The 17,277-nt window shown below is 69.4% G+C and carries 14 protein-coding genes; 6 read left to right on the plus strand and 8 right to left on the minus strand.

Features of this window, described 5'->3' with window-relative positions:
• Positions 1-208: 208 nt before the first annotated feature.
• The 4 genes from IE318_RS37720 to IE318_RS37735 form a co-directional block, all read right to left on the minus strand.
• Entirely contained in the window at positions 209-682 is a 474-nt protein-coding gene (locus tag IE318_RS37720) for a Dps family protein (RefSeq protein WP_189907432.1), read from the minus strand.
• A 160-nt stretch (positions 683-842) separates the two neighbouring features.
• The gene (locus tag IE318_RS37725) at positions 843-1,379 is read right to left on the minus strand and encodes a helix-turn-helix domain-containing protein (RefSeq protein WP_189907433.1); all 537 of its coding nucleotides are present in this window, start codon (positions 1,377-1,379) and stop codon (positions 843-845) included.
• A 217-nt stretch (positions 1,380-1,596) separates the two neighbouring features.
• Entirely contained in the window at positions 1,597-2,208 is a 612-nt protein-coding gene (locus IE318_RS37730) for a response regulator transcription factor (protein WP_229904016.1), read from the minus strand.
• Between the two features lie 134 nt (positions 2,209-2,342).
• Positions 2,343-5,156: a helix-turn-helix transcriptional regulator gene (locus IE318_RS37735; RefSeq protein ID WP_189907435.1), complete on the minus strand. Its 2,814-nt coding sequence runs from the start codon at positions 5,154-5,156 to the stop codon at positions 2,343-2,345.
• A gap of 329 nt (positions 5,157-5,485) precedes the next feature.
• Between IE318_RS37735 and IE318_RS37740 the strand changes: the two genes are divergently transcribed.
• The 5 genes from IE318_RS37740 to IE318_RS37760 all read left to right on the plus strand — a co-directional run bounded on the left by IE318_RS37740 (position 5,486) and on the right by IE318_RS37760 (position 12,159).
• Complete coding sequence (locus IE318_RS37740) at positions 5,486-6,133, plus strand: HD domain-containing protein (protein WP_189907436.1); 648 nt, start codon at positions 5,486-5,488, stop codon at positions 6,131-6,133.
• 403 nt (positions 6,134-6,536) lie between these two features.
• The gene (locus IE318_RS37745) at positions 6,537-9,326 is read left to right on the plus strand and encodes a helix-turn-helix transcriptional regulator (protein ID WP_268256773.1); all 2,790 of its coding nucleotides are present in this window, start codon (positions 6,537-6,539) and stop codon (positions 9,324-9,326) included.
• 214 nt (positions 9,327-9,540) lie between these two features.
• A complete protein-coding gene (locus IE318_RS37750; protein ID WP_229904017.1) occupies positions 9,541-10,380 on the plus strand; it encodes an alpha/beta fold hydrolase in 840 nt (279 codons plus the stop codon).
• Between the two features lie 226 nt (positions 10,381-10,606).
• Entirely contained in the window at positions 10,607-11,122 is a 516-nt protein-coding gene (locus IE318_RS37755; protein ID WP_189907439.1) for a gamma carbonic anhydrase family protein, read from the plus strand.
• A gap of 65 nt (positions 11,123-11,187) precedes the next feature.
• Positions 11,188-12,159, plus strand: coding sequence for an FAD-dependent monooxygenase (locus IE318_RS37760; RefSeq protein ID WP_268256774.1), 972 nt, complete (start codon positions 11,188-11,190; stop codon positions 12,157-12,159).
• Here the strand turns inward: IE318_RS37760 and IE318_RS37765 are convergent.
• The 3 genes from IE318_RS37765 to wrbA form a co-directional block, all read right to left on the minus strand.
• Positions 12,133-12,396, minus strand: a complete 264-nt coding sequence (locus IE318_RS37765) for a DUF2630 family protein (protein WP_189907441.1) — start codon at positions 12,394-12,396, stop codon at positions 12,133-12,135. The genes IE318_RS37760 and IE318_RS37765 overlap by 27 nt on opposite strands.
• A 139-nt stretch (positions 12,397-12,535) precedes the next feature.
• On the minus strand, positions 12,536-13,924 hold the full coding sequence (locus IE318_RS37770; protein WP_189907442.1) for a dihydrolipoyl dehydrogenase family protein: 1,389 nt from the start codon (positions 13,922-13,924) through the stop codon (positions 12,536-12,538).
• Between the two features lie 169 nt (positions 13,925-14,093).
• The gene (gene wrbA / locus IE318_RS37775) at positions 14,094-14,711 is read right to left on the minus strand and encodes an NAD(P)H:quinone oxidoreductase (RefSeq protein ID WP_189907443.1); all 618 of its coding nucleotides are present in this window, start codon (positions 14,709-14,711) and stop codon (positions 14,094-14,096) included.
• A 221-nt stretch (positions 14,712-14,932) separates the two neighbouring features.
• Between wrbA and IE318_RS37780 the strand changes: the two genes are divergently transcribed.
• A complete protein-coding gene (locus IE318_RS37780) occupies positions 14,933-15,205 on the plus strand; it encodes a WhiB family transcriptional regulator (RefSeq protein ID WP_189907444.1) in 273 nt (90 codons plus the stop codon).
• A gap of 331 nt (positions 15,206-15,536) precedes the next feature.
• Here IE318_RS37780 and IE318_RS37785 read toward each other — a convergent pair whose 3' ends face one another.
• Entirely contained in the window at positions 15,537-16,385 is an 849-nt protein-coding gene (locus tag IE318_RS37785; protein ID WP_189907445.1) for an HAD family hydrolase, read from the minus strand.
• Positions 16,386-17,277 lie beyond the last annotated feature (892 nt).

A 17,277-nucleotide genomic window follows, 5' to 3' on the forward strand; every position in this document is an offset into this window, starting at 1 on the left:
ACCGGAACGCCCGGACGGTGACCGGCAGGGAACGCGAAGGGCCAGGCATCTCGGCACTGCAAACTCCTCGTGCCCGTGGGAAGACGGGCGGTACACGGTTTCGAGCCAATCCAGAGGTAGACCAGAAAAGGCCGAATGCGAGCGGCGCGGTCGCCGCCGAAGCGAGGGGGTCCCCTTTTCGGCGGCGGCCGTTTCCGCGAATTCGGGTTCAGTCCCGGTTTTCCGCCTGGAACATCCAGTATTCCTTCTCCAGCTCCGCGGTGAGACCGATGAACAGGTCCTGTGTCACGGCGTCGGCCTTCTCCATGGCCTCGATCCGGGCACGCATCCGATTGATCAGCACACCGTAGGTCTCGACGAGCACGGCGACCACGCGGCCGTCCTGGATCCAGCCTTCGGGGAACGCGGGCAGTCCGCTGCTCTTCGCCACGGTCGTCGCCCGGCCGTCGGGACTGACCCCGATGGCGGCGGCCCGCTCGGCGACGGTGTCGGCGTAGGTGCGGGCCGCGGTGACGACCTCGTCGAGCTGCAGGTGGATCGACCGGAACCGGGGGCCGTAGAGGTTCCAGTGGGCCTGCTTGGCCACCAGCGACAGGTCGAGCAGGTCCGACAGCGCCCCCTGCAGGGCCTCTCCGGCTATCTGCCGGTTCTCTTCGGAAAGCGGGCTCTTGACCACGGACATGAGGGACCCTTCTGACTGTAAATAATTACAGAAGCCGCGAATTGGCGGTTCCACCAGCTCATCAGCGGACGTATCCCCCGGGCAAGTGATCAAGCCGCCGTCGTCCCGATCGGTCGGGAAGACCTCCCGTTCGGTCGGCCGGCGGCCATGGCGGTCACAGCTAGGGGGCCGGCGGACTGGTGGAGATGATGAACTCGACCGTCGTGTCCGTCCGGTTGAGGTAGCGGTGTGGCACCCCCGAATCGAACGTCACCGCCTCGCCGGTCCGCACGGCCGTGACACTCCCCTCGACATCCGCGCTCAGGGTTCCTCGCACGACGTACGCGCACTCGATCGACGTGTGGCTCCAAGGCTGGTCACTCGTCGCGTCCCCCGGTTCGAGCACCGCTCGCAGCACTTCCAGAGCCCCGTTGCTGGGTGTGAGCCGCTCGTAGCGCACGGCGCCGTGCGGGCTCAGGAGCAGGGAACGTTCCCCTGGGCGGCTTATGTTGACGGAGACCGGCCGGCCCTCGGTCAGCAGGTCGGCCACCGACATCGCGTAGACCTGGGCGAGCCTGCGAAGAGTGGAGAGGCTGGGCTCGGTCACGCCGCGCTCGACCTGGCTCAGCAGAGTCGGGGAAACCCCCACCGCGGTGGCCAGGGCGCGGAGGCTGAGGCCCCTCGCGGTGCGAAGCTCCCTGAGTTGACTGCCGATCATCGCCATCCATCGTGTCCATTGCGTGGCGTCCCGTGGCGCCTGCATGCCGACGTGCTCGCGGGCTTGCGCCCACGGCGGGCAAATCCCATAGCCGAGGGAGAATCGTCAGCCCGCCGGGCAAGGATAGTGAATTTACATCCGTGCACTGTCACTGCACATTCGGCACCGGTCTCACGGTATTCCGCAGCGCGGATCAGCAATTCACGAAGCCTTCTCCTCAGACGACACCCTTACGGATCCCGTATGCCACGGCATGGGTGCGATTACGCAGTTTCAGGCGGGTCGTCACTTCGTGCAGCACACTCTTGATGGTGCGTTCGGAATAGCTGAGCCGGTCCGCGATCTCAAGGGTACTCAGTCCTTCGGCCAGCAGCCTCAGGACGGCGGTCTCCCTCGGTGTCAGGTCGCTGTCCCTGAGCAGCGCCGACGACTGCAGTACCCGTAGCTCTTCGACGACCGTGCGGACAAGGGCCGGCGGCATGGGGGCTTCGCCGGAGAGAGCCTTCCGGGCAGCCAGCAGCACGGTGGAGTAGCGGGCCTCGCGCCGCAACAGCACGCCGACCACTCCGAAACGCACGGCGCTCAGGAGGTGCCTCTCGCTGATCTCGTCGACGACCAGCAGGACAGGGGGACCTTCCCCGCCCGTCTCCTCGAACAGATCCTGCAGCCTGCCGACCGTCGCGTCCGTCACCGCGTGGTCCAGTACCAGCACGATTTCGGCGCGTTGCCGCTCGTCCCAGGGAACCAGAAGCACTGCCTCGGCACCGCTGAGGTAAGCCTCGGCGCCTTCGCCGGTGATCGCGTCAGCCGCTCTGACAGTGATGGCCACAGGGCGTGGCTCATGCATCACGTCCGGGTGGCCGGTCCCATCAGGCGTCCGGGCGGCGGGTACGGCCGTGAGGTGGGCGCGCCCACCTGTGCCGGAACGCACGGGTACCGGTGATGTCACCGCGATGACTCCCTTCATGTGCGGTCGTCGAAGTCCCGCAGGGCGCTCCTCAGTTCACGGCGTGAGCTGATGCCGAGGCGGGGGAAGACCTTGTAGAGGTGGGAACCGACGGTCCTCGGCGAGATGAAGAGCTGGTCGGCGATCTGCCGGTTGGACAGTCCGGCGGCTGCCAGACGGGCGATCCTGCGCTCCTGCGCCGACAGGAAGAGCACTCCTGAGGTGGGCGTTTCTTCGGCGCCTTGGTCACGGACGCTGACACCGGTCGCCCGGAGCTCCCGACGGGCCCTCTCACGCCACGGCGCGGCGCCCAACCGGGCGAACGCGTCGTGCGCCGCGCGGAGCTGAGTGCGGGCCGCCGACGTCTCCCGCTGCCGGCGCAGCCAGCTGCCGTAGTCGAGAGCGAGCCGCGCCCGGTCGAAGGGACAGGAAGACTTCCTGGCCGCCTCGTGGGCACGCCTGAACCTGTCCTCGGTGTCGGGGGCTCCCGCATGGGCGGAGATCAGCGCTTCCCCGTGGCCGACCCGCACGGCCATATCCGCCGACACCTGGTCGAGCCCGAGCTCGACCGCCCGATCGTGCTGCCGTCGAGCCCCCGCAATGTCCTCCCTGGCCAGCGCAGCCTGCACCACGTCGACGTGAGCGCGGCGAGCCACGGTGCTCACCAGCGAGTCGTCCGCGACCGGGAGGGCCACCAGCCCCACCACGTCGGCCGGTGTTTCGTCACCAGCCGCGAGAGCCATGACGCACGCGGCGTGAGCCGCCAGTTGGACATGGTGGACGGAGCCGTGGTCCACCCCCCACTGACGCACCTGTCGCAGCAAGGGCTCGGCCTCGTCCCGGCGGCCCTGGTAGGAGCAGACCATCAACAGCTGGGCCCTGATGTCGACGCCGCGGCGCGCGAGCCCGTCCCGCCCCGCCGCCTCGATCCGCGAGGGAGCGATCCGGCGGAGCTCGGCCCACCGGCCGGCGGAGACCATCAAGTCGGCCTGGAGCGCCCAGCAGTGATGCAGGCGCGTCCGGTCGTCTCGTTCCACGCGGCGCAGTGCGGTGGAGACGAGATGATTGCCGAGGGCCGTCTCATCGATCCGGAGCGCGGTGTCCGCGAGCCAGACGAGTTCCCGGGCGTCGAACGGGCCCTGAGCGGTGTCGAGCCTGTCGGCGGCCTCGTGCAGCTGGGCCCTGCTGCCGGCTGCCCGGGAGGTGGCGGCGAGCTGGGCCGTCACGGCGATCCGCAGGGGCGCGCCACCCTGGCCGAATCGGTCCAGCCAGTCGAGGGCCTGCCTCGCGGGACCGGGCCGGTGCAGAAGCGAACTCAGCTCGGCCAGGCGCAGGACGGTCTCGTCCCGCACGTCCGCGCCGACGACGGGGCCGGGCTTCAGAGCGTCCGCCAGTTCCCGGCGAGCGTGTTCTGCGAAGAAGGCGGTCTCGTACTCGGCGCACGCCCGGACCAGCTGGAGCGTACGGGCGGTGGCCGACCGGCCGTCCGCGATGTCCGACTCCCGGGTCAGGGCCAGGGCCAGGCCCGGGCGCCCCGCTCGGAGAGCGGCGCTGCCTGCCGCCACGTGGCGTCGCGTCCGTTCGGCCGGAAGCGTGGTCAGGTCGCCCGCCCGCTGGTACGCCCGAACCGCCACGTTCCAGTCGCCGCGGGTCGTCGCCGCACGCGCCAGTGCCTCCAGCCGCGCGGCGGTGTCCTCCCCCCGTGTATCCGCCCGGCCCCGGTGGCCGAGGGCGTCATAACGGGCCAGTCCGTACTCCGCCCACGCCGCGTACGCCTTCCGCCGCAGGGAGGCTGGTGCCGTGGAGTCGGCCACCGAGCGGTACACCGGTTCGGCGAAGCACAGTACGCGGTCCCCGACGACCAGGCCGGCCCGCTCCGCCACGGCGATCGCGTTCGGGCTGATGCCCAGGTTCTCCGCCACCGAGTTGACGAGCTTCCGCTCGACCTCGCCGGCGGCGATCGCCATCAGCGACAGAACCGTACGGGTGTCGGCAGGCAGTTCACGGAACCGGCCGCCCAGGGCGCGGTCCAGCGCCGGACCTGCCGGAAGCGGGTCGGGCAGCAGCGCCTCACCTCGCCGTTGTCTGGAGGTCAGCGCCGCCGGAAGATCGAGCAGAGCCAGCGGATTGCCCCCGGCGGCCGCCATCACGGTGGACCGAACGAGGGGCGCGAGGCCGGGGTGGTGGTCGGCGAGCAGCGCGGCTGCCGAGGTGTCGTCCAGTGCGTCGAGCACGATCTCCTTGACGTCGTCGCCGTCGAACGGGCCGTGACGGTGCGACGGTGCTGCCGCCAGGATCACCAGCCGACTGCCCTGCAGACGGTGCGCGAGGAACGCGAGGGCCCGCGCCGAACCGGGATCGAGCCAGTGGCAGTCGTCGACGATCACGAGTGTGGGGCAGGCCCGTGCGGCGGCGAAGAGCATCTGCCACAGCGCGGAGTACGCCAGCAGCGCGTCCGAGGAGCCGACGCCGACGGCCATGGCGTCCAGAAACGCACTGCGCAGCGAGTACGGCAGGTCCGGTGACGTGTTGAGTACGGGGTAGGCCAAGGACCGCAGGGCGGCGAACGGGACGAGCGCGCCCTGATGGGTCCCTGCCAGGTGGAACACCTGCCAGCCTTCGGTGACCGCCCGGTCCGCCGTCCAGCGCAACAGGGCGCTCTTTCCGCTACCGGGGCCACCGCGCAGCACCACCGCGGTTCCGTGGTGCTCCCGTGCACGGTCGAGGGCCATACCGATACCGGTGAGCGCCTCGTCCCGGCCGCGCAGCGGGGTGCCGACGACGAGTGCCGCCGCCAGGGCGCCGTATCCCCGGGTGTTCGATCGCCCCACGTCCGTCGCCGGGTCCGGCGTGGGAGGGGTCGGTGATGGAGCACTGGTCCGGACGTTCATGGTTTTCGCCCCTCGTAGTGACGTACCACCGGACGAGGCTCAGTGCCGGTGTACGAGCCACCCTGGCACCGGGCTCATGAGTGCCGCATCGCATGGTCATGCGACAAATCCGCCAAGGCTCGGCGAGGCGGCCGTCGTTCCCCCGTCGGCCCGCTTTTCCCGGATCGGTGCGGAGATCGGTCACCGCCTAAGCCGTTCGGCAGATGCCTTACCCGGCGCTGTCGACGGAGACTCGCCTTTCCCACAACTCCCGAGAAGGAGGGACTGGCATGTCCACCACCGAACCGACCGTGGCCGGCATCACTGTTCCCGACACCAAGCTCGCTCGCGCGGCCACCAAACTGATCAGGGACACGACGTCGGACCTGGTCTACCACCACTCCCGCCGCGTCTTCTGGTTCGGCAGCCTGCAGGGGCGCAACCGTGGGCTGAGCTTCGACGCGGAGCTTCTGTACATCGGCGCGATGTTCCACGACGTCGGACTGAGCGAGTCCTTCGGCACCAGCGGCCGGCGTTTCGAAGTGGACGGCGCGGACGAGGCACGGCGCTTCCTCCAGAGCCACAACGTCCCGGAGGACAGCATCCGACGGGTCTGGACGGCCATCGCGCTGCACACCACGCCAGGTATCCCCGAGTTCATGGAGCCGGAGGTCGCCCTGGTCACTGCCGGAGTCGAATACGACGTCCTGGGCATCGGGTACGCGGACATCGGCGACGCGGACCGGGCGGAGATCACCCGGCTGCACCCCCGGCCGAGCTTCAAACAGAACATCCTGAAGGCGTTCACCGAGGGGATCGCGCCGAAGCCCGAGACGACGTTCGGGAATGTCAAGGCCGACGTGCTGGAGCGGTTCTCGCCGGGGTACCGGCGCGAGAACTTCGTCGACATCATCGAGAACTCGGCCTGGCCCGAGTGACCACCGCACCGGGCCAACGGCCCGGTAACGGCACCGCCCCCGTCGCTTCCGCAAGGCATGCGACGGGGGCCCGTGTGTTTCCACGCCGGGGCCGACGCCCGACGCCTGCCCGATAGTGCCCCATTCCTGCCCGGTGTGTCGGTTCAGGAAAGAAGGCACAGGTCAGAGATCTCTCGCACGCTCTCGCCCGCCCGCCCGTGAGAGCGCTCCCGGGTGTGCGACCGCCGGCACTGTGTAGTCTGGCTGCACGCTATGACCCGATTGGCTGCCCACGCGGCGGCCTGCCCGATCTTCCCCGCGCACCCGCTTTCCGTGCAGCTGGCAGCGCGCAAGAGCGAACTCCCCCACAGCCGGGTCCTTGCCACAGCAGTCGGCACAGCTCCCATACGGAGGAGGCGGACGAGTGCACGTACCGCACGACGACGGCCTGTCGATTCCCGATACCGGGGGAGAAACGGCAGGCACAAACCGTTTTCAGGACTCCGCTCTCGCCGGACGTGGGCCCGAGTTGCTCATCCTGGACCGCTTCCTCACCAGGGCCGCGCGGGCCGGGGACGTCCTCGTGCTCTCCGGCGACCTGGGCGTCGGCAGAACGGCTCTGGTGCGAGCCACGGTCGGCGCCGCGCGGCACGGCGGATTCACCGTGGTCGAGATCAGGGGCCACGAGGCGGAGGCCGACGTGCGCGGGGCCGGGCTGGCCCAGGTTCTCGCGCAACTGGGCGGGGCGACCGGACAGACGGCCGACTCGGGGCAGGGCGACGGTTTCGCCTCCCGTATCGTGGCCGCCGCCCAGGGCCCCGAGGCGGCAGGTCTGACGTTGCTGGACGCGCTCACGGCGACGTGCGACGGCGGTAGGCCGCTGCTCCTGACACTGGACGACGCACAGTGGTTCGACACCGGATCCCTCGACGCTCTCCTCTTCTCCATGCGGCGCATGGCTGATCGGCCGGTCGGCCTGCTCATATCGACTCGCAGTGACGACCGGCGGGCGTTCACCGACCGGTTTCCCCTGTTGACGCTCAGCCCGTTGGACGCCGCCGCGAGCGAACAGCTGCTGCATCGGCGGGAGCAATATCTGCCGCCGCCCCTGGCGAAACGGGTCCTGGCGGAGGCCCAGGGTTACCCGGCAGGCATCGTCGGGGTGGTCGACGAACTCAAGCGCGCCGGCATACCGGCGGCGTACCTGCTCGCTCCTCGGCTGCCGCTGGGCGAAGCATTGCAGCGGCGAATCGCTCCTATGCTGGCCGGTGTGTCCGGTCATGCCCGGGCGTTCATGCTGCTGGCGGCCGACGCCCGCACCGACCGCGTCGACATCCTCGTCAAGGCCGCCGAAATCAGCGGAGCGGACGGCGCCGGGCCGGCTGCGGCCGAGGCGACAGGGCTGATCGACGTCAGCGGAGCGCGGCTGCGCTTCCGGCACCCCCTGCTGCGGTCGGCCCTGCACTGGACGTCCTCGTTCGGCGAGCGGAAGCGGGCGAACGTCGCACTGGCGGAACTGCTGACCGACGATCCGTACCGCCGCGCCCTCCACGTCGCTGCGGTGTCGTCCGCGCCCGACGAAACGACCGCCTCCGCCCTGGAGGACGGAGTGGCGGCGGACTTGCCGGAGGCCGCGGCGGTCCTGGAGCTGGCCGCTGACCTGAGCCCGGCCCCGGGGGAACGGGCGCGGCGGCTGGTGAAGGCGGCACAGGCCGCCGCCGCCCGCGGGCACGTACGCGGCATGAGGCGGCTCGTGGGGCACCTCACGGCCACGCCGGTGCCCCCCTCCCTCGTCGCCGCGGCCACCGCGCTGGAGGCGCGAGTGGCGTACAACAACGACGGCACCCCGGGACTTGCCGCGACGCTTCTCCTGCGCTCGGCGGCCGCCGACAGTTCTGACTGGCCGCCGCCCTTCGTACCGGTGGCCTGTTCGATGGCGCCCGCGCTGTGCGTCCCCGCCACGGGTGGAGCACTGCGGCCAAGGCTGGAGGAACTCCTCGGGCAACCGGGACGCGCGGACGACGCGGACCTGCTGTCGACCCTGAGCTGGGTCGACCCGGTGGCCTACGGACCACGGGCACGCACGCTGCTCGACCGGGCCGTGGCGGAGGCGATGGCGGGCACACCACCCGCCGACGTAGCACGTACGGTGGCTCTCGTCGTCATGACGACCGGACTCGACGATCCGGTCGCGACCGACCTGATAGGCAGTCAGGCGCTCAACCCTCTCGTGGCGCGGGGGCACTTCGGTACAGCGATCACCGTCCTCATCCACCTGCAGATCGCCCACGTGAACCTCGGTGACCGTGCCGCGGTCGAGCACGACGCCGAGGTCGGCGGCTACTGGGCTCGGTCGTCGGAGGACGATCGCGCACTGATGGCGTTCCGGTCCGGTGTAGCCCAGGCCCGCGCGTGGCGTGGGGACGAGAACGGCCACGACACCCTCACGGACGAGATCCTCGCCTACTCGCTGCCCCGCCGACTTCAGATGCTCGCGGCCCGAACCCGCTGGTCCCGTGGTCTCATGTCCCTCACCCACGGTCGTCCGGAAGAGGCCTTCGAGGAGCTGTCCCTAGTGTCGAGGACGGACGGAGACGCCTGGGACCCGATCGTCGCCGGCTGGGCTCTGGGGGACCTGGTGGCCGCGGCCGTGGCCTCCGGCCGAGGGGCCGAGGTCCGGTCGGATGTGGAGCGGGTCGAGCGCGTGGGCCGGCGCACCGGATCGGCGCTGCTGGAGCAGCTGGTAGCGCGCTCGTACGCGATGCTGAGTGACGGCGAGGTGGCGGAGCGGCATTTCACCGCGGCGCTGGCACCGGCCGGCGCACCAATGCGGTACGAGCGGGCGCGCACTCATCTGGCCTTCGGTGAGTGGCTGCGCCGGCAACGGCGCGTACTGGAGGCCCGTACCCATCTCCAGCAGGCGCACGACTCGTTCAACGCCTTGGGCGCCGACGCCTGGGCGCAGCGAGCCGCCTCGGAGCTGCTGGCCGCCGGGGAGGCCCCGGCGTCCGGTCACCCGGCGTGGGCGGAGCGGTTCAGCCTCACCCCTCGCGAGGCCGAGGTGGCCCGGCTGGCCGCCGCCGGACTGACGAACCAGCGAATCGGCTGGCACCTCGGTCTGACGCACCGCACGGTCGCCAGTCATCTGTCGCGGGTCTTCCTCAAGGTGGGAGTGCAGTCGCGCCGGCAGCTGCCCTCGGTACTGCGGCGGTAGACACATCGGCGCCACCGCCCGGGAACGACGTAGAGCATCGGGTGCGGGTGGAAGCAGTCAAACAACAGAAGCCGACGGGTGTCCGCCCGGAGCACTCTGAGAGGGAAGCCGCGGGCGGTGCGAAAGCTGGCCGCGGTGGTCCATCACCGGCCAGTGACGAACGCCTGCCGCACCACGGCACCGTCCCTGCGCCTTACCTCACTTGGAGATTGCCGTGCCTTCTCGCCGAGTCATCACTGCCTCGCTGGCCACCCTCGCGGCCGCCGGTCTTGCCGGCGGCGCACTGTTCACCCCGCTGGCGAGTGCCGAGCCAAGTCAGTCCCACGGGAAGTCGGCGCCGAAGCCCACCGTCGTCCTGGTCCACGGCGCCTTCGCCGACGCCTCCAGCTGGAACGGTGTCGTCAAGCGCCTCCAGGCCGACGGATACCCGGTGAAGGCTCCGGCCAACCCTCTGCGCGACGTGCCCGGTGACGCCGCCTACATCTCCAGCGTCCTCGCCCAGACCGAAGGGCCCATCATCCTGGTCGGCCACTCCTACGGTGGCGCCGTCATCACGAACGCCGCGGCCAGTGACCCTGACGTCAAGGCTCTGGTGTACATCGCCGCGTACGCCCCGGACGCCGGGGAGACCGTCGCGCAGCTCGCCGAGCACCCGGTGGAGCACCCCATCGCCCCGCTGCCCGTGGTGCCGAACACCTACCCCGCCCCCGACGGGTCCGCCGGCGTGGAGCTGACGATCGACCCGACGAAGTACCGCGACACCTTCCTCAGCAACACGGTCTCCCGCGCCACCGCCGCGTCGCTGGCGGTGGCCCAGCGTCCGGTCTCGGCCGCCGCCCTGAACGGCGAGACGAAGGACCCGGCGTGGAAGAAGCTGCCGTCCTGGTACCTGGTGGCCCGCCAGGACCACGCCATCGGTGCCGACCTGGAGCGCTTCATGGCCCAGCGCGCCGGTGCGAAGACCGTGGAGGTCAACGGGTCGCACAACGTGATGCTGAACGCACCCGGTGCGGTGACGAACCTCATCGAGAAGGCCGACAAGGCCACCCGCTGACCTCACCGCGAGATCAGCGACAGGGACCTGCCACACGGGATGCCCCGCAGCGTGCGCTGCGGGGCATCCGCCGTCGCGCACCGCACCGTCCGCCGCCGACCGGAGTGCCCGTTAGGACACGTATCCCGCCTGTCCGCGCAGGTTCTCGCCTCCGTCAGGCTCGTCCGACGGACGTACCGCCTACGATGCCTGGCGTCCGGCCGTCGCTTCCCGGGAGCACCTCACGATGGGTCAGCTCTACTCACACCGAGACGCCTCCCCGCGGGTGGCGCCCTCGGCTCTTCTGTTCCCCAGCGCGGAACTGGTCGGTGACGTGGTCGTCGGTGAGGGGACGGTCATCGGTGCCGGGGCCCGGGCCATCGGAAATCGGCAGAACGGGGTCCGGATCGGAGGCGGAGTCGTCATCTCGGCGAACGCGGTGCTGCATGCCGCGGCGGGCAGCGAACTGGTCATCGAGGATGATGTGGTGATCGGGCCGGGTGTGGTACTCATCGGCTGCCACATCGAGCACGGCACCGTGGTGGAGGCTGGCTCCCTCGTCGACACCCGCAGTCACATCGGTGCCGACAGCTTCGTCAGTGCGGGTGCCCGGGTGACACGTGGCTGTGTGTTCCCGCCCCGGTCCGTCCTGGACGGCTTCCCCGCGGACGTGATGGGGCGGCTCAAGGCTCCTCCGCCCCGTCCGGACTGGGTGTTCGACGGCAGGGACATGGCGACGCTGCGGGTAATCGACACCGTGTAGGCCCTGCGCTCATCATTCCGTCGGCATGTCGGCTTCCCTTCCAGGTTCCGGCGCTGAATCCCGCTGTGAACAGGCCTCGTACTCTGATCGTCGGAGCCGGAATGTCCGGCCTGGCACTGGCCAAGTCTCCGCTGGACCGAGGGCTCCCGGTGGACGTCGTCAAACGCCGTGCCGAGGATGAGCAGGCCGCCCTGGGTGCCGGTCTCTACCTTCCGGCGAAAACCGTCCGCGCGCTGCCGAGTATCGGCGTGGGGGACGCGGTGGCCGAGCTCGCGGAGCCCGTGTCACGGCAGCGGCTCCACGACCACCGCGGGCGCCTGCTCGCCGAATTCGGTGTGGACCGGACTGGGGCGATGTCGGTCCTTGACTGGCGATCCCAGACCGTGGCCTTCGCGGACGGCACCACCGAGGCGCACGACCTGGTGGTGGGCGCGGACGGCATCGACTCCGCCGTGCGGCGCTCCCTGTTCGGCGGCCCGGCGCCGCGCTTCCTGGGCCAGCTGTGCTGGCGGTTCATCGCCGAAGACGTGACGTCCGGCATCACCGACTGGACCGCGCACCTGGGTACAAAAGGCCGTACCTCCCTGACCGTTCAGCTCGGCGCCGGCCGCGTCTACTGCTATGCCGACATCAACAGTCCCGTCCCCGCCGCTCCAGCCGGCGACCGGCGCACGCTCTTCGCGGACTTCGGCGGCCCTGTCCCTCGCCTGCTGGAAACGGGGCGCGATGCTCACTTCGCCGCACTGCGCGAGAGCGTGAACAGGGTCTGGACGCGTCCGGGCGTTGCCCTCGTCAGTGATGCCGCGATTTCACTCTCCTCCGCACGACCTGCCCTGACAGGTGTTGCTGGCGGCGGTGGAACAGACCGGCCAGGAGGTGTTCCCCCGCTTCCGTCCCCCGGGATCGTTGAGCCGGTGGGGCACAGGAAGAGGGCCACACCCCGCCATGAGGTGTCGCCCTCCGCTCCGGTTCGTCCGGTCGCTGTCCGCACCGCGCTGGCGGCCGTCGGTTCAGGAGAGGTAGTGCTCCACTTGTGAGGCCGGCCGCACGTGTGCCTCTTCCGGATCCTGCCCCGCCGTGATCCGGGCTCGCCGCTGGCGCAGCAGGTCCCAGCACTGATCGAGTTCGGTCTCCAACCGGGCCAGGCGCTCGTGCTCAGTCGATCGGTCGATAGTGTGCTGCGTCAGGCGGTCACGCAGGTCCCGCTCCTGACTGATCATTTCCGTGATGCGGCCGAGGATCTGCTTCTCGGCCTCGGCTTCGGATCCCGACATGGTTGGCTCCCTGGACAACGTGTGACGTCTCGGCGGATCCGGCACGCCTGCCGGTCCCGCCACGGCAACTCTCGCGTACTGAACCGCGGCCCCGCATCAGTCGGATGACTGTGCCCACGGCCATCGGCACACCGCAGGTTCAGTCGGTCCAGGCGTTGAACAGCATGTTCAGCCCCTCCGCCATGGTGGGGTGGGCGATAATCGAGTCCCTGAGCATCGTGTACGGGGCGCCCGTCAGCATGGCGGTCTGCACCACGGTCAGCACCTCGGAGGCGTCCGGACCGAGCAGGGCCACGCCCAGGATCCGGTCGCTGTCCCGGTCGACGACGGCCTTCCAGACCCCCCGGGTGTCCCGCAGCGTGCGGGCGCGTGGAATGGCAGCGACCGGCATGCGCGCGATACGCACGTCGTGGCCCGCTGCCCGGGCCTCGGTCTCGGTCATACCTACCCGGGCCAGCTCGGGGGTGGTGAACAGGTTCCAGGGCACCAGCCGCCCTGTGGTCCGCCGGTCCCCGCCCGTGATGTTCGCCTTGACGACGCGGTAGTCGTCGAGCGAGACGTGTGTGAATTGGGGGCTGCCCGCGACGTCGCCCACCGCCCACGTGCGCGGCGCCGACGTCGCCAGCCGGTCGTCGACCTCCACGAACCCGCGGGCATCCGTCCGCACGCCTGCCGCATCGAGGCCCAGTTCCTTGGTCACCGGCTCACGGCCGACGGCCACCAGCACGTCCGTGCCGGTCACCTCCGTCCCGCAGCTCAGCCGCACGGTCACGCCGGACGGGCCGCGCGAGACCTCGGTGATGGTGACACCCATGTGGAGACGCACGCCGGCGTCCGCGAGGAACCCTGCCACCGCCTCCGAGACGTCCGGGTCCTCCCGGGGCAGAACCCGCTGACCGCGGTGCAGCAACGTGACCCGACTGCCGAACGCGGCGAACATCTGGGCGAACTCCAGCCCGACATAGCCACCGCCGATCATTACCAGGTGCTCGGGGATGCGGTCCAGGTGCAGCAGCGTCTCGCTGGTGAGAGGCTCGGCCTCGGCGATGCCGGGGATGTCGGGCATCCCAGGGACCGTGCCGGTGTTGATCACGACGTCCTTGCCGCGCAGGAGTCGGGTGCCGCCGTCGTCCAGGTCGATCCGCACGGTGCGTTCACCGGTGAAGCGGGCGGTCCCCAGAATGAAATCCATGCCACTGTCGAGGAACTGGCGGTGGTTGAGATCGACCATCCCCGCCACGACGCCCTCCTTGTGCTCGCGCAGGAGGGCCAGGTCAGCCACGGGCTTGTCGGTGCGGATGCCGACCTGCTCAGCCCGGCTCAGGCTGTCGAGGAGCCTGGCACTGGTCACCAGGGTCTTGGTGGGGATGCAGGCCACGTTGATACACGTACCGCCGATCATGCCGCGCTCCACCATGGCCACCCGCCCGCCGCCGCGGGCGATGTCCATGGCGAGCGTCTTCCCGCCCTTTCCCCCTCCGACGACGAGGAGGTCCACGTCTTCCACGCCGGTGTCTGCCTGCGCCATGTCCTGCTCCTTCACCACAAATTCCGTACCTCTCCAGCCTCGGCCGTCGGCCCGTCGACCGCATCCGTCAGACAACTGTGCGGACCACCACACGGGCAGTGAACGCATCATCGCGTGCCCGGGAGGAAGGACCCTCCGGACACGCGACATTCCACCTTGTGAGGGCGGGTCAGGCGGCCAGTCCGGCCTTCAGCGCGCCGGCGATCTGGACCACGCGCTCGGCCTGGTGCCGCGCGGCGTTGCGGGTCTCGTCACCGATCGGGTTGTTGCCCTGGCCGTCCACGTGCGACGTGCCGTAGGGGTTGCCGTCCACGAACTTGACGGGGTCGGTGTAGCCGGGCGACACAACCAGGCCGCCGAAGTGGTGGATCGAGTTGTAGAGCGCCAGCAGCGTCGACTCCTGGCCACCGTGGGTGGTCGCCGTCGTGACGAAGCCGCTGTACACCTTGTTCGCCAGCTTGCCCTGCGCCCAGAGGCCACCGAGCGTGTCGAGGAACTGCTTGAGCTGGGAGGACACGTTGCCGAAGCGCGTGGGCGTGCCGAGGATGACGGCGTCCGCCCACTCCACGTCATCCGGCGTGGCGACGGGGACGCCGGCACTGGCGGCCGCGTGCGCGGCCCATGCCTCGTTGGAGGCGATGGCGGCTTCCGGCGCGAGTTCGGCGGCCTTCAGCAGGCGGACCTCGGCTCCCGCCTTGGTCGCCGCGTCGGAGATCTCCTTGGCGATCTCCGCGCTGAAGCCGGTGGACGAGTAGTAGATGACGGCGACCTTGACCGTGGGGCTCACGAGCGGACTCCTTTTCCAGAGCGTCGGCGCGCCGGCACGTGATCGACACCGACGCTGTCGTCCTAGATGCTCGTGGAGCGGTGGGGGACCCCACATCTGTCATTCGACTCAACGTCCATCCGTGCTGCATCCGTCAGTCAGGCGACGGATGTGCGCGCTCTCTGAGCGGCGCACTCTCTGTCGACAACACCCGTGGAACCGATCGGGAGGGGAGCTGAGCCATGCCCAGACCACCCAGCTATGCAGTCCGTATCAAGCCCGTGGGCGACCTATGGGACTGGCAACGTGTCGCCGCCTGCCGCGGCATGGACAGCTCCGTCTTTTACTCACCAACGGGTGAGCGCGGTCGTCTCCGGAAGGAACGCGAGGAGCGCGCACGCCGTGTGTGCGAGGGCTGCCCGGTCCGGGAGCAGTGTGCGCGGATGGCGTTGGAGACACGGGAGCACTACGGCGTGTGGGGCGGCCTGTCCGAGGCCGACCGCAGCCGCAGATGACCGAAGCCACCCGCCCCCTCGTGCCCTGTCGGTCGGGTCAGCGGCGTGTTACCCACCCCGCATCGGGGAACCCGGCGCTCAGGCAGGGTGGCCACGCGGAACGGGCGCTGTGGTTTCGCGGTTCGGCCAAGAGCCGCGGCCGCCTCCCGCCGCCTCCAGCAATCGCGGCGGGAGGCGGCCGTCCAGCCCGCCAGCGAGCCGCTGGGGGCTCTGGGGCCGGTGTGGAGAGCGGTGGGTGTCCGGCTCACCTGCGGGAACGGACCGCGCATGGTTGCCGGACTGCCGAGGCCCTGTCACCGTCCCCTTGGCGCGGGTCCTCTCCATCCGCTGATCAGAACCACTTCTCGATCTCTTCGGCTGCCCCGTCCTGGGCAACACCGAGGGTCGTGTCATCCGCTATCTTCTTGAGCTCCTCCGGGGCATGCCCCATGGCCACCCCTCGCCCTGCCCACGTGAGCATCTCGGTGTCATTGTGGCCATCGCCGATGGCCAGCGCGCGCCGGGGATCGGTAGCAAGCATGGAAGCCACCTTCTCCAGTCCGGAAGCCTTGGACACCCCCAACGGGCCAAGGTCTAACCACGCTTCGAAGCCCACCGCGTAACTGGCCCCACGTATGCGCAGTTTGTTCATGAGGGCGCGAAAGTCCTCGCTTGTTTGATTCGGGTCCCGGATAACGGCTCGGATGACGGGGTCGGAACAGATGCCCTCCAAAGAGGCGACGATCTGTGGTCCCAGGAGCTTTTCTTTGGGGAACTGATGTGTCACCAGGTATCCGGTGCCCGCGATCTCGACGGCGACCCGGGCTGCTGGCACATGCTCCAGCAAAACATCCAGGACGGGACGAGCGTCGAACGTCTCCTGCGCGAGGATCTTGCCGTCGGGCATGCTCGCGACCACAGCTCCATTGCTGCACACGGCCAGCCCCTGCGGAAGTCCTGTGCTTCGGAAGAGTTCCACGACCTCGAACGACGCTCGGCCGGTGGCGAGTACTACGTGGCATCCGGCTCCATACGCCCGCATCAACGCGGAGCGAACGCGTTCCGTCATCTGGCGTCCGGGCTCGACGAGTGTGCCGTCGATGTCCAGGACGAGCATCTCAGGCTGCCCCAGGCCAGCGGTGGCTGTGTCATCATCTCGTCCTCCTGCGATGAAGTTATCCGGATTCATAACGGTCGGCATCGCTCCCCTCACGGCATGCGTAGAGGATGGCACGGCCAATGAGCATCGGCCCTCCACGAGCACATTTTCAAGACCGCAGACCTGGGTGACCGTCTGCCGGGAGCTATCGTGAGGCTCATGGGCCTCACATCTGTCGGGCTGAGGTCACGGCGGGTCAGGGTTCGATGAACGGCAAGGCGACGGCGTGCAGTTTGGTCTCGAGGTTGATGTCGCTGGTGGCGACGTACCCCGCGGAGCCGGGGTGCGGGACTGCAGTTGCAAGGTTGAGGCTATGAATCGGTCGTCCGGGACATCCAGGTCGAGCCAGTCGGGAAGAGCGTCGGATTTGGGCTCAATGTACTCGAAGACGGCGTAGACGTCGCTGGCGACCGGGATCCGAGGTGACGTCGCCGTTGTTGCGCAGCCCCTTCAGGCGCCGTTCGGCCTTCTTGGCGGCCTCCCGCAACGTCTCGGTCCGGCCGGCGCGCTGCCAGGATCGCAACTTGGCGTCCAAGGACGCCTACGAGGTCCACATGCTTGTGGCGGTTGTCCTCGAGTGCGATTGAGAATCGCAACACCAACAAGCCAGAGCGCAACTGTTACTACGTCTCAAGGTGGCGGTCGTCTTTCGTGGGCGACCAAGGATCGCAACTGGTACTACGTCCACGAAGACTCCGGTCCCGACTTTGGCAGTTGTCTTCTGGGACGACCGAGAATCGCATCTCCGCACCGTTCGACGTCTCCCCAGTCGCCCCGATGGTCGTCGTTCGGAGCGACGGAAAATCACAAAAAGCCCGCAGCAAGAGCAGCGGTCGCGGATTCACGTAGCGGACGTCCTCCGGGGCAGCCGAGGATCGCAACCGTATGGCTGCGTCTCCGCGAGTGTTCGAGGCCGGACTCCCTGACCTACCGT

The sequence above is a fragment of the Streptomyces spiralis genome (assembly GCF_014654675.1).
GTDB lineage: Bacteria > Actinomycetota > Actinomycetes > Streptomycetales > Streptomycetaceae > Streptomyces > Streptomyces spiralis.

What these genes read in the sequence shown, in the direction of transcription:
- IE318_RS37720 (WP_189907432.1), bottom strand. Translation starts at nt 682, where the DNA reads ATGTCCGTGGTCAAGAGCCCGCTTTCCGAAGAGAACCGGCAGATAGCC.
- IE318_RS37725 (WP_189907433.1), bottom strand. Translation starts at nt 1,379, where the DNA reads ATGATCGGCAGTCAACTCAGGGAGCTTCGCACCGCGAGGGGCCTCAGC.
- IE318_RS37740 (WP_189907436.1), top strand. Translation starts at nt 5,486, where the DNA reads ATGTCCACCACCGAACCGACCGTGGCCGGCATCACTGTTCCCGACACC.
- IE318_RS37755 (WP_189907439.1), top strand. Translation starts at nt 10,607, where the DNA reads ATGGGTCAGCTCTACTCACACCGAGACGCCTCCCCGCGGGTGGCGCCC.
- IE318_RS37765 (WP_189907441.1), bottom strand. Translation starts at nt 12,396, where the DNA reads ATGTCGGGATCCGAAGCCGAGGCCGAGAAGCAGATCCTCGGCCGCATC.
- IE318_RS37770 (WP_189907442.1), bottom strand. Translation starts at nt 13,924, where the DNA reads ATGGCGCAGGCAGACACCGGCGTGGAAGACGTGGACCTCCTCGTCGTC.
- IE318_RS37780 (WP_189907444.1), top strand. Translation starts at nt 14,933, where the DNA reads ATGCCCAGACCACCCAGCTATGCAGTCCGTATCAAGCCCGTGGGCGAC.
- IE318_RS37785 (WP_189907445.1), bottom strand. Translation starts at nt 16,385, where the DNA reads ATGCCGACCGTTATGAATCCGGATAACTTCATCGCAGGAGGACGAGAT.